Here is a 12,822-nt window from a genome sequence, read left to right as displayed (position 1 = left end):
CAAAACAAGTCTTTTCATTTAATTTTCAATATATACGTACAAGTTTTAAGCAAATCTTTGAATTGTTTCAGATCTTGGTCTGAGAATTCCCTGCCTGAATAAATTGATTTTTCAAATAGTCTAATTGCTTCAAAAAATACAGTCTGATCTTTGTCCTGAACTTGCTGAGATAGCCTTAACATCCACTGATGAAAAGTTTCCACAGGCTGTTTTCTTAAATCTTTTTTTAAAGACTGATTAAACTGCTGAATGGAGTAATCAAAAGGCGATTTTAACTGACGGTTTTTAAGATAGATTTTTAAAATATAAAGCAATATGAGTATGCCAATCCCGGATATGAGAATGATCACACTGGAATAAACTGAACTTAGACCTAGCTTCGCTAACCAGCCTTGTTGAGATTCAGCATTATAGCCCACGACCTTACTTTGCCATTGATAACTTGCATAATCACTCCAGACTCTTAATTTAGTCAGCCATGCATTACGATGTGATGTCCAACCAGAATTACTTGCCCATACTCGCTCATCTTGTGAGATTAAATTTTGCATCCCATCATCAATACGTCGCGGGGCTACCATTGCGGTAGGATCAAAACGCTGCCATCTTTGGTCAATCCAGACTTCTGTCCAGGCATGAGCATCCAACTGACGAACTTCCCAACTTTTCCCATCGGGCGCCAATTGTCCGCCTTGATAACCTGTGACCACACGTGCCGGAATTCCCACATATCGCATCAGCATCACAAAACTGGAAGCATAGTGCTCACAAAAACCCTGCCGGGATTTAAACAGAAATTCATCAATCCGGTTTTTGCCGAGTACACCTGGTTTCAGGGTATATACAAAATGATTTTGCTGGTACCAGTTCAAGACTGTTCGGATATAACGTCGCGGATCCTCCCCACTTTGTAGATATAAACGCTGTGCCAGCTGTTGTGCCTGAGTATCCAAATGGACTTGAGTCTGGGTATTCAGTCGCTGAACAAATTGTTCTGGTAGAGCACTTTCAGCATTGTGATTACCCAGCCATTGCAAATGGATCGGTTCTACTCGTTGGGTTAAACGCCTTGGTACGATACTCCAGTCCTGACGATTATAATAACGGCGTTCCAAAGGCATCGACTTTTCCAGGCCCATCACCCAGAACACAGAAGGATCAGCAGCCAGATATTGGTAATTCCACCCTGATGTGGATACTGGAACAACTTCTCCAGGCTGACGGATTAAAGGCTGCTGATTAATAAAGCTACTGGTCCAGCGCTGTCCATCATATTCATCTAGCACCAATGCCCGCCAATACAACTCTGAACGTGGCGGCAGTTTACTCACATCACCAATAATCCTGAAAGCTAGAGCATTAGATTGAGATAATTCAGCAATATCGCCCGGTGACATACTGTCACCGATTCCGGTTATACCTTTATTTTCTGGAATTGGGATATGCCAAAGCGGTGGCAAACGCGGAAAGAAAATGAATAACAAAATAAAAAACGGCAAAGCATAAAGCACAAATCTGCCGACATATTTGGCATCTTGCTGTAAGGCTATACGTGGTGATTGCTGACTCTGCTGAAACTCACTGGTCTGAATCCGGTATAAGCCAATTAGACAGCTTAATAAGCATAGAATAATCACAACAGCCATGCCAAAAGATTGGCTATATAGAAATGAACTGGCCGCAACAAAAAGCGCAAAATTAAACAGAATAATCAGATCCCGCCGGTTTTTCGTTTCCAGTGATTTGGCAAATAAAAAAGTGGAAAGAACTGCAACACCTGCCTCCACTCCAATAAAACTTTGGTGGCTAAGATAAATACTACCTAATGCTAAGGTCGTGAGAAGAAAAGTTCCTATTTTAGGAAATGGCTTTTGCCGTTTAAGAAAAATCCAGATACACAGTAAGCTAATGACAAAGATAATGCTGAGCAGCACCGGGATGAAAGCTACTTGGGCAAGGATGATCAAGCCTAGGGTCAAGACGATCGAAATTCGGATTTTTCCATCAATCATAGATTCACCCGTTATGCCTGAGCCAATAATTGTTTGGCCTTACGTAACTGTTCTTCACCTGCTCCCTGCGGCAATTCTGCCTGAGGTAAATGCAGTGCATATGCACATTGCTGCTGCTCACATTGCTCAATCAGTCCCATCATCAAGCCCAGTTTCTCCTCATGCGACTGGCTAGGCATGTGTTCATAATGAATCTCAAAGCTATGTTCATCCTGATACTGTTCAAAGACTTTGACATACAAGCCTTGCCCACGTGCAAACTGTTTCCAGGAAACCGCCTGCAATGAGTCTCCAGATTGATAATTTCGTAATTCACGGAACTCATCCATATCCGGTTCAAAGCTATTCTGATAAATCTTGTTTTCCGAAGTATTGTTTTGAGCTTTAGGTGCCACCCAGGCAAACTGATGATGATAAAGATAGGTCCAGGCTCGTACCAGGCCAAAGGGATAAACCGAATAGATCTGAATCACCGGATACTCAAATTTACCGCGACGTTCAGCATAAAATGGCAGCACCCAATGCTGTTTCTGTTCACTCAGATAAACTTTCTCCAGCTGATTACCGGCCTTAATATACAGATAACGCGGTCGGGCTGTGGCTTGCTGAAAATAAAAATGCAGGTTAAGTGCATGACCCACCTGCCCGACGTCTTCAGCAACCATTTCGATATTCAGATCATGCAACTGTTTAAAGGTCAGATAGAAGCTGACACATAGCACTGCACTAATCAGAAAGCAGAAACCTAAAATCAGGTTATTGGCATAATTCACGCCAGCAATAAAGGTGATAAAAATCAGAACCAAAAACAGATAACCCTGCTGATAAATAAAGACCAGTACATCCTTTTGAGAAAGCTGTTTTTGCTGTGAAAATTGAAAGCGTTTCGCCAGCCAGTTTTGCCAGGTTTTATCCAAGAGCGGACTCCTTTAACTAACTGCGACCTGTTGCATCACATTTAATGTTTCTGCATCGCTCAGCCCCAGACGATGGGCGGCGACTGCCACAAAAACGGCTTGTACATCGTCCGGAGTTACGAAGCTACGTTGCTGAATAATGGCATTCGCCTGTGCTGCACGTTTAAGCGCCAGCAAACCTCGTGTTGATAAGCCTTGGCGTTTCTTACGGGTTTCTTCCGCAAGATCCAGCATATATTCCTGAACCGCTTCACTAATGAAAATCTGCTGGGTCAACTGCTGTAATTCCAGCACCTCATTTTCGCTAAACACATGTGCTAGGCTTGCGATCAAGGCAAAACGGGATTCTTGCTGTAATAACAGTTTTTCAGCATGACGGGATGGGTAACCCAAAGACAGGCGCATTAAAAAACGGTCAAGTTGGGATTCAGGCAAGGCATAAGTGCCACTTTGAAATAAGGGGTTCTGGGTCGCAATTACCCAGAATGGCTTAGGCAATGCATAACGTATCCCATCGACAGTGGCATAGCCTTCTTCCATCGCCTCCAGCAAGGCACTCTGAGTTTTGGGACTGGAACGGTTAATTTCATCTGCCAGCAAAATCTGGGTAAAAATAGGCCCCTGCTTAAACTCGAATTGATGTTCTTTCTGGTTAAACATATTGATACCGATCACATCACTGGCCAGCATGTCATTGGTAAACTGAATCCGCTGAAATTTCAGTCCTGCGAGATGGGCTAGGCTGCTTGCCAATGTTGTCTTGCCCAAACCGGGTAAATCTTCAAACAAGACATGCCCGCCTGCAATCAGACAGCATAGTGCTAATCTGGTCTGTGCATGTTTATCCAGAACAATGGCATTAATTTCTTGGAAAAATTTTTGAATCTTGGGTGCATAATCAGCCAGCTTCTGTTCAAGCTCATCATTGTTGTGCGCAATATCCAGCTTTTCTTTTTGTTTCATGCCCCAGATCACAATATTTTCCCTAATAAAACATGCTGTAGGATTAACATACACTGTTTTTTAAAATTCCCCAAAGATCAGTCATCTGCCGACTTTATTTCTGCAGAATAAATTAGGAATTTTAGAAATTTTATATGATTAAATTTCCTATAAGAGCCAATTGAAGCTTTAAGATTAAAGTTTAGAAAAATTACATTTTGATTGGCATATTTATTAGAGAAAACAGGTTATTAAAAACCTTTGAGATCTGAACTTATACCTAAAAGGTAAAGACTTTTAAAAATTTAAATTCCCAATGTCAAAATAGATCATAATTTTGTTTTATCTTGTTTGAATCCTAAAATTTGCCCGTAAAAAAGCGCCCCGAAAGGCGCTCATTTTATTCATCCATTAGCATGGACACTTCTTCATATCTCCACCGGCAGATGGATAACGCGAATCTACACAGTGACGATAAAATGTTTTAGGGTCCATCGCTTCCAGATCAGGATGGTGCTTTTTCATATGCGCCAGATAGGTCTGATAATCCGGCACACCCACCATCAGGCGGAAACTCTGCTGTAAACGCTGCCACAACGTCGCAATCCGTGACCAGTTTTTCGGGTTCAGGATTAAGTCTTTTTGTGACATCACGGTCATCTTGATGATTTTATAGATAACCGCTTTTCCACCTTTAGCAAACTTCAAGTTCATGCGCTGCTCCTTAATGTCCTTTTGCAGGCTGAATTTCTTCAGGATCGCGATATACTGCTTCTGCTTCATTTACGGTTGGTACCGGGCTCGCCAGGGCACGACGGATCACGCCAATCGCAGCAAATAGCATTACAAACGCTACGATCATGAAGAAGCCACAAAGTGCTGCGTTGATCTGGTTCGACATTGCGACAGTCTGCATTTCAGCCAGGGTTTTCGCTGGTGCCAGAATTTCATTATTCGCAATTGCCGTATTGAAACGCTCTGCCTGTGCCAGGAAACCGATCTTTGGATTTTCATGGAAAATCTTCTGCCAGCCTGCCGTCATTGAAGTAATAAACAGGAATACGGTTGGAACAATGGTTACCCACACATATTTCTCTTTCTTCATCTTGAACAGAATCACAGTACCCAAAATCAATGCCATTGCAGCCAGAATCTGGTTACCAATACCGAACAATGGCCACAAGCTGTTAATACCGCCTAATGGATCAACAACGCCCTGATAAACGAAGAAACCCCAGCCAGCAACAGCAATGGCTGTACCCAGCATATTACCGAAGAAGTTATGAGATTGTTTTACTGCAGGAATCACGATACCAACTGTATCCTGAACCATGAAGCGACATGCACGCGTACCCGCATCTACTGCGGTCAGAATGAATAAAGCTTCAAACAGAATTGCAAAGTGATACCAGAAGGCCATCATTTCACGACTGTTAAAGATTTCGGTAATGATATGCGCCATACCAATCGCGAAAGTTGGTGCACCACCCGTACGTGACAGAATCGAGTTCTCACCTACTTCCTGAGCCAAGAGAGTCAGCGCTTCAGGCGTTACCACAAAACCAAGATTACGTACTGCTTCAGCCGCAGTATCTACGGTTGTACCTAGTAGTGCTGCTGGTGAGTTAATCGCGAAGTACACACCTGGATCAAGAATCGCGGCACAGATCAAAGCCATGATCGCTACAAAGGATTCCATCAACATACCGCCATAACCGATTATCCGGATATCACGTTCGTTGTTGACCAGTTTCGGTGTCGTCCCTGAAGAAACCAGTGCGTGGAAACCAGAAATCGCACCGCAAGCAATGGTAATAAACAGAAATGGGAACATTGAACCCGCAAATACTGGGCCTGTACCATCGACAAATTTAGTAATCGCTGGCAATTTCATTTCCGGCATCGCGAACAGAATGCCAATCGCCAGACCGGCAATCACACCAATTTTCAGAAAGGTAGATAAATAGTCACGCGGTGCAAGCAATAACCAGACGGGCAAAACCGATGCAATGAAACCGTAAATGATCAGTGCCCAAGTCAGTTCAGTACCTGTTAAGGTAAATAGCTGTCCCCAGTATGGATGCTGTGCAACATTTTCACCATAGATAATGCCAAGCATCATCAATACGAAACCAATGATCGAAACTTCTGCAATTTTACCCGGACGGATAAATCGCATGTAGATTCCCATGAAGATGGCGATCGGAATCGTAGCGGCAATACTGAATACACCCCATGGACTGTTGGTCAGCGCTTTAACAACCACTAGCGCCAATACTGCAAGGATGATGATCATTACACCCAGCGCACCAAGCATCACGATAATACCAGCAAAGGTACCCAGTTCCTGTTTTGCCATTTCACCCAGTGAACGGCCGTCACGACGGGTAGAAATAAACAGTACCAGGAAGTCCTGTACCGCACCTGCCAGTACCACACCGACCAGTAGCCAGATCGTGCCTGGCAGATAACCCATCTGCGCTGCAAGGATAGGACCGACTAAAGGACCCGCACCGGCAATCGCGGCAAAATGGTGACCGAATAACACGCTTTTATTGGTCGGCACATAATCCAGACCATCACCCAGACGATGTGCGGGTGTTAAACGGCGTGCGTTCAGTTCAAAAACTTTATTGGCAATAAATAAACTGTAGAAACGGTAAGCGATGCTGTACACACAGGCTGCGGCCAGTACCAGCCAGACTGCATTCACATGCTCACCACGACTGAGTGCAAGTATCCCGAAGGAGACTGCCCCGACTATGGCTACCAGGAGCCAGATGATTTTCGAAGTCATGGTTGACTTCTGTTGTAAAGTTTCCATTCAATCCCTCATTTTGTGAAGCATATAAATCAGCGTGATTTTTTTATTCGAGGTACTGCTGTTTTCCCTTGCGACTTTACGCTTGTTCCTTTCGAATTCCTCTAAGACTTTGGCATAAAAAAAGGGATGATTTTAGTCATCCCCTTTGATAATAGTCTATTTTCCGACCATTATGCACGTTCTAAATAGTCACCAGTACGAGTGTCTACACGAACGCTTTCTTCTTGCTGAACGAATAATGGAACACGTACTACTGCACCTGTTTCAAGTTTCGCTGGTTTACCGCCACCGCCAGAAGTATCGCCACGAACACCTGGATCAGTTTCAACAATTTTTAATACTACAAAGTTTGGTGGGCTTACTGTTAAAGGTACGCCATTCCACAACATGATAGTACATTTTTCATTTGAATCGTCTTTTAACCATTTTGCAGCATCGCCCATTGCTGTTTTATCAGCAGCGATCTGTTCAAAGGTTACAGGATCCATGAAGTTCCACATTTCGCCATCGTTGTACAAATATTCCATTTCTACTTCTACGATGTCTGCAGCTTCTAGAGAATCACCAGATTTAAAAGTTTTTTCCAAAACTTTACCACTGCGAAGGTTACGTAATTTAACGCGGTTGAACGCCTGGCCTTTACCTGGTTTAACGTATTCGTTTTCCATGATTGAACATGGGTTACCATCAAGCATAACCTTCAGGCCAGACTTGAAATCGTTCGTAGAATAATAGGCCATGATTGGCTCACTCCAAACTTACTAACTTTAAGCTATTGATGCTATGGGCTGTTGCAATGTCATTTAGCAAGTCTGACACGAACATGAGTTGCCACATGCACATTCATTTAATGTTGCGTATTCTAAATGAGCAATACACCAAGTCGCAACGAAAAAATCGGTTTTAACTTGCTGACACTGCTTAACTTAGCATCAGCTATTCCAATACTGATGCACAACCAGTCTTCCAAACACATAAAAGTCTCTATGCTTTTGCATACCATAGCAAACTGATCGTGTTTAGAGAAATTTTAGCCAGCTTTCACATTCCCATCTGTAGACAAACTGCTAAACTGCGCACTTCTGGCTATCGCCTTCATCTTTTTTTGATCTTCCGGCATGACACAGTATTTATATCAAGAAGCAAATTGGCAATCGCAACTGAGCGACCTGATCACCGATCCACAGGAATTACTGCAAATTCTACAGCTTTCTCCAGATCAGCTGTTATCTGGTGTTCTGCTGGCCTCTCAAGCCTTTAAACTACGTGTGCCGCGAGCTTTTGTTTCCAGAATGCAGCCAGGCAATCCTTTAGATCCACTTTTATTACAAGTGTTACCGCATCATCTGGAACTGGAAGACCATCCGGGATTTGTCACCGATCCCCTAGGTGAAGAACAGGCCAACCAGCAGCCTGGTGTTCTACATAAATATAAGTCACGTTTTCTACTGACCTTGACCGGTGCCTGTGCAGTCCACTGTCGTTACTGTTTCCGACGCCATTTCCCCTATCAGGAAAACCTGCCTAAAAATGAGGACTGGATCAATATCAAACAATATCTGGAAAGCCAGCCAGATATTAATGAAGTAATTCTAAGCGGCGGCGATCCACTGACCTTATCTAACCGAAAATTAAAAACCTGGATTGAACGACTAGAATCGGTACCACATCTCAAATTTTTAAGAATACATTCACGAGTTCCTATTGTGATCCCAAACCGGATCGACGAAGAGCTACTAAGCATGTTAAAAAACAGTAGGCTACGTATTATTCTAGTGGTACACTCGAACCATGCATCAGAGCTGGATGACCTGACCTGTAAGCAGCTTAATCAGCTGGTTCAGCATCAGATCACGGTACTCAATCAAGCAGTTTTATTAAAAGGGGTTAATGATTCTGCTCAAGTTTTGATTGATTTAAGCTATCGCTTGTTTGATGCTGGCGTGATGCCCTATTATTTACATGTACTTGATAAAGTAAAAGGTGCGCATCATTTTGATTTACCTGCTGAGCACATCAATGAGATTTATACAGAAGTTTTAGCGAACCTACCGGGGTATCTGGTTCCTAAACTAGTTCGAGAAATAGCGGGCGAGAAGAATAAGACACCGCTTTTTGGGGTTTCAACATTTTTGAGTTAAATAATAAAGATGAGTAAGCATACTGCAGACATTTTTCAGACAACGGCTGAACTCACCATAGAACAGCTAAGTTTTTGTCCCACAAATGCCAAAGCATTGCAGGAATGGGTCGCAGGAATTTCAATCCTGCAATTGGGGAATTCATCCAAGTCTCTGTTCAGTGCTTTACTGGAAATTTCCGAACTGAAATGTGCGGAAACCTTGCGTTTTGACCTGATTCAGGTATTGCACCCTACCCTTGAAAATGTTTTGGCCAGTCTTGAGAAACATTTCGTCAATCAGGGTCTGATCACGACAGATCGCAATGACCAGATTATTGAGCTGGCTATGCTGTTACGCAGCTATTTTGCCAAAATCTATATAGATATTGCCAAACGCTGTAATCATCAGCTGAATCATCAAAAGTTTTCACTATTTTCCTTGGGCAAAAAGAAAAGCCTGCAAAGTGCCCGGATGGTGTCCATCTACTATGGCCTGCAACAGTTAAGCCTGCTGCTCTATCAACAGCATATGCTGTATAGCACACCTGGTGCCGGTCAGTGGTTGGCAGCACATCAGTTGCTGGAATGTGCGATGGAAAATAATTTCTATCAGACCAACATCAATCAGGTTCTTGGCACCCAGCACGAAATCCAGAATATTGCCCAAGCCTATGCACGACTGATTTTGCTGGATATTTTCAATACCCATCAGATCCGTCCAGCTGAAATTCAGGGTTTATATTTATGCAGTGCGGACTGGGCAAAACTGGTTCAGATTCTGCCAAAAGAAACCACACTGTCACGTTATGTGGTCGATGCCAGCAAAGATCATCCGCCTTTACTGAATTCTCATCAGGGTCAGCATTTCCAGCCGAGCTTCTATATTTCGACACAAAACCTGATGGAACACCTGACCGGTACGCAAAGCAAAAATGCCCAGTATCTGTCACGTAATGAAAAACTGTTCCTGACACCTGCCCTGCATTTTCATATCTATAACCTGCTTTCGAATAATGTCGAACGCCGTCATGAACGTTATGAATATTCCGCACAGATCAATATCTGCTTTGGCTTAACGGTGGCGCATTTTTATCTGTCTAAGGGTAAAAACTTTAATGAAACGCTGGAACTGGAAGGTAATTATGGTTTCCAGAGCGAAAGCAGTTTTGTCAGCTCAATGCATAATGCCGTTCCAAGCGGATTCAGCAGTATCAAGGCGCTCGATCGCGAAGCCAAACAGATTCATACCGCTGAAGTTCTCGATATCAGTGTCAATGGTTACCGGATTAAATGGTCAGGTATCACGCCTGCCAATCTGAAAACTGGTGAATTTATTCTGGTTCAGGAAAAATCTCAAAGCCAGTGGCGTGGCGGAGTCATTCGCTGGATCAAACAGTCAGCAGATAAAAGTCTGGAAATTGGTCTGGAAATTCTCGCACAGGAACTGTTCCCTTGCGCAGTCTATGCCCGTACCGACAAACATAGTATCAATTATCAGCCAGCTATTCTGGTACAGATGACCCAACTCGATCAGGTCTCAACCAGTATTATTGTCTCTGGCTCACAAATGTTTAGGGAAAAACAGACCATTCATTTACGTCTTGGCCAAAAAGAACTCAGAATCTACCTGACCAAGGCACAGCTCATTACACAAAGTTTTATCCGTTTTGACTATGAATTATTAAATGATCAAGAAGAAGATGTCATCGAAAACTTTATACATAAGCAATTGAATGAAACTAGAAATCACGATTTATGGGAAGCATTGAAGTGAGAAATCCATTATTGTCTAAAAAGTTAAAACGTACTGAAACACGTTTACTGATCATTGATGATAATCAAATTAGATATAACCAAATCCGTGATCTCTTAACCAGTAATGAATATCAGGTCGACGCCGTTCTGCTTGATGATCTGCAATCTTTTGAAAAACAGTTAAACTTTAACTGGGACCTGATTATTTTTGGTCGTGCGTATGATCTGAAATATGAACAGGCCTTAAGTCTGGTTCAACTTTCGCAGCAACCTGACCTTCCTATTCTTTTGTTAAAACCAGAAGATTATCAGGCTGAACAATATGCCCAATATATCCGTAAAGGCATTTTTGACATTCTGAATCTGGATTATCCAGACCGCTTCTTCCTGAATCTGGTGCGTGCCCTTTCCTTTAGCCGTACCATGCAAGCCCAGCGCCATTTAATGGAAGAACTGGAAACTGCACAAAGCCAGGCACAATCACTGGTAGAAGATAGTAACCGTGCAGTCGCAACCATTCAGGAAGGCATCCATATTCAGGCCAATGCCGATTATCTCAAATTGTTTGGACTCAAAAGCGAGGACGATATTATCGGTCTGCCACTTTTAGACCTATTACAGCCGCAAGATTTAAATGATTTTAAATCCCGCTTTAAAAAGATTTCTCAGGGTCAGTTTGATTTAGGCCGTTTTGATATTACTTCTTCGAATCCAAATGTGGCTGCTGCCAACCCGCTAAAACTGGAATTTCTGGCATCTAGCGCTGAAGAAGATGCACTTCAAATCACGATTGATACAGCGACTAATCAGGCGAGTGCCTCTTCTGAAAAAGTTGCAAACAAGCCAAATACCTTACAGTCACTTAAGCGTGAACTCAATCGTGAACCGGCCAAAGCCAATGCATTGATCACGTTCTCCTTTGCTGCGTATGAGCCGCAAGTCCTGAATGGTGATTGGGCGACCTACATAGGTTATTTCCATGAAGTTAAGAAATTTCTAAAAGAGCAGGTTCGTATTCCACTCTTTAAACTGGAACATGATGTTCTGGTGGGGATCATTCAGGCAGATGCGCAAGACATTCTGGAATCCAAACTTGTTGGGTTAGGTTCATTGACCAAACCACAGCTTATTACAGTGAATCAGCAAACTTATCCGCTCAATCTACGCATCGGTTATACCCTGCTTGACGGTGAGTTGCGTGATGAAAGCCATTGTAATGAATTAGTCGGTCGGGCCTTCTCTACTCCTTTACCACAAGCACAAAAAACGTCTGAATTTGTTCTGGATATTACTGCAACGACTCAGGAATCGATTTCAATGCCGAGCATTGACTTCACGGTTTCAGAACCCGTTATTCCAGCGTCTGAGTCCATACCGGTCAGTCCGGCAGTCAGCACTGTACCACTCACAACCTCTCCAGTATTAAAAGCACTGCGTGAATGTCTGGAACGTGGTGAAATTCATCTGAAATATCAACAGCTCTATGATAAAGAAGATACCAACCTCTATATGTATGAGGTGACTAGTGGCTTTATCTTTGAAAATAAATGGCAGGATATTTCTTCCTTGATGGAACTTAATGAAGATGATGAATTGTCTATTAAACTGGATCGTTGGATTCTGGTTGAATCAAGCAAGCAGTTGCACAACTTTATTACCCAGTATCCGGATGCCCGTTTAATCGTGAACCTGAACCGTGCGGTGCTATTTAAAGACCGTACTTTCCCTGAATTTATTTCCAAACTGATTACCATTATTCGCAGTAAAGTCGAGCATCCTTTAACTTTACAGTTCTCTGAAGAGGATATCCTGATGAACCAGCAGGATGCGCAGAAATATCTACGTACTTTACGTGAACATGGCGCGCGGATTGCGATTCGTAACTTTGGTCACTCTATGTATAGTGAAACCCTGCTACGTGAGTTCGATATTAATGGTCTGAGCCTGGATAGCAAACTGACCAAGATGCTGAACAATGATGCTGAAATTGAACAGTTACAGGAAAAAATCACCACGTACAATGAAATCAAACCAGTGAATATCATGATTCGTGAACTGAATGACATGACCTTATTTGCGAATGCCTGGAACGTCGATGCCCGCTTTATTCAGGGTGATTATTTCCAGAAAAAACTGGATCATCTGATTGATGTACAAGACCACTAAGGTCTTGTACTCGCCTTTCAATCTAGAAACGTGAAATGATTTTCTAAATTGCAGGCACAAAAAAACGGGCATAAAGCCCGTTTT

Annotated in this window: 9 protein-coding genes; 3 read left to right on the top strand and 6 right to left on the bottom strand. The window is 42.8% G+C overall.

Annotation, left to right across the window (positions count from 1 at the left end):
• Positions 1 to 14 precede the first annotated feature (14 nt).
• The 6 genes from O4M77_RS05415 to efp all read right to left on the bottom strand — a co-directional run bounded on the left by O4M77_RS05415 (position 15) and on the right by efp (position 7,435).
• On the bottom strand, positions 15 to 2,012 hold the full coding sequence (locus O4M77_RS05415) for a DUF3488 and transglutaminase-like domain-containing protein (protein ID WP_323713975.1): 1,998 nt from the start codon (positions 2,010 to 2,012) through the stop codon (positions 15 to 17).
• An 11-nt stretch (positions 2,013 to 2,023) separates the two neighbouring features.
• The gene (locus tag O4M77_RS05410) at positions 2,024 to 2,929 is read right to left on the bottom strand and encodes a DUF58 domain-containing protein (RefSeq protein WP_323713974.1); all 906 of its coding nucleotides are present in this window, start codon (positions 2,927 to 2,929) and stop codon (positions 2,024 to 2,026) included.
• 12 nt (positions 2,930 to 2,941) lie between these two features.
• A complete protein-coding gene (locus O4M77_RS05405) occupies positions 2,942 to 3,892 on the bottom strand; it encodes an AAA family ATPase (RefSeq protein WP_180139588.1) in 951 nt (316 codons plus the stop codon).
• 390 nt (positions 3,893 to 4,282) lie between these two features.
• The gene (locus O4M77_RS05400; RefSeq protein ID WP_004782606.1) at positions 4,283 to 4,585 is read right to left on the bottom strand and encodes a YbdD/YjiX family protein; all 303 of its coding nucleotides are present in this window, start codon (positions 4,583 to 4,585) and stop codon (positions 4,283 to 4,285) included.
• A gap of 10 nt (positions 4,586 to 4,595) precedes the next feature.
• A complete protein-coding gene (locus O4M77_RS05395) occupies positions 4,596 to 6,695 on the bottom strand; it encodes a carbon starvation CstA family protein (RefSeq protein WP_004782607.1) in 2,100 nt (699 codons plus the stop codon).
• Between the two features lie 170 nt (positions 6,696 to 6,865).
• Positions 6,866 to 7,435, bottom strand: coding sequence for an elongation factor P (gene efp, locus O4M77_RS05390; protein WP_004782608.1), 570 nt, complete (start codon positions 7,433 to 7,435; stop codon positions 6,866 to 6,868).
• A gap of 378 nt (positions 7,436 to 7,813) precedes the next feature.
• On the opposite strand from efp, the gene epmB reads away from it, so the two are divergent.
• From epmB to O4M77_RS05375, 3 genes are read left to right on the top strand one after another with little or no spacing between them, the layout of a single operon-like run.
• A complete protein-coding gene (gene epmB / locus O4M77_RS05385; protein ID WP_323713973.1) occupies positions 7,814 to 8,836 on the top strand; it encodes an EF-P beta-lysylation protein EpmB in 1,023 nt (340 codons plus the stop codon).
• Between the two features lie 9 nt (positions 8,837 to 8,845).
• Complete coding sequence (locus O4M77_RS05380) at positions 8,846 to 10,591, top strand: GTPase (RefSeq protein ID WP_323713972.1); 1,746 nt, start codon at positions 8,846 to 8,848, stop codon at positions 10,589 to 10,591.
• Positions 10,573 to 12,738: an EAL domain-containing protein gene (locus tag O4M77_RS05375; RefSeq protein ID WP_323713971.1), complete on the top strand. Its 2,166-nt coding sequence runs from the start codon at positions 10,573 to 10,575 to the stop codon at positions 12,736 to 12,738. Before O4M77_RS05380 ends, O4M77_RS05375 begins: the two co-directional genes overlap by 19 nt.
• The last annotated feature ends 84 nt before the right edge of the window (positions 12,739 to 12,822 follow it).

Source organism: Acinetobacter sp. YWS30-1, assembly GCF_033558715.1.
Lineage (GTDB): Bacteria > Pseudomonadota > Gammaproteobacteria > Pseudomonadales > Moraxellaceae > Acinetobacter.
The sequence above is the reverse complement of the archived record's forward strand: the minus strand, read 5'-3'. Positions and strand labels throughout refer to the sequence as shown.

Excerpts from the sequence above, each read along its gene's own strand:
- O4M77_RS05415 (WP_323713975.1), bottom strand. The coding sequence starts at position 2,012 with ATGATTGATGGAAAAATCCGAATTTCGATCGTCTTGACCCTAGGCTTG.
- O4M77_RS05405 (WP_180139588.1), bottom strand. The coding sequence starts at position 3,892 with ATGAAACAAAAAGAAAAGCTGGATATTGCGCACAACAATGATGAGCTT.
- O4M77_RS05400 (WP_004782606.1), bottom strand. The coding sequence starts at position 4,585 with ATGAACTTGAAGTTTGCTAAAGGTGGAAAAGCGGTTATCTATAAAATC.
- O4M77_RS05395 (WP_004782607.1), bottom strand. The coding sequence starts at position 6,695 with ATGGAAACTTTACAACAGAAGTCAACCATGACTTCGAAAATCATCTGG.
- efp (WP_004782608.1), bottom strand. The coding sequence starts at position 7,435 with ATGGCCTATTATTCTACGAACGATTTCAAGTCTGGCCTGAAGGTTATG.
- epmB (WP_323713973.1), top strand. The coding sequence starts at position 7,814 with ATGACACAGTATTTATATCAAGAAGCAAATTGGCAATCGCAACTGAGC.
- O4M77_RS05380 (WP_323713972.1), top strand. The coding sequence starts at position 8,846 with ATGAGTAAGCATACTGCAGACATTTTTCAGACAACGGCTGAACTCACC.
- O4M77_RS05375 (WP_323713971.1), top strand. The coding sequence starts at position 10,573 with ATGGGAAGCATTGAAGTGAGAAATCCATTATTGTCTAAAAAGTTAAAA.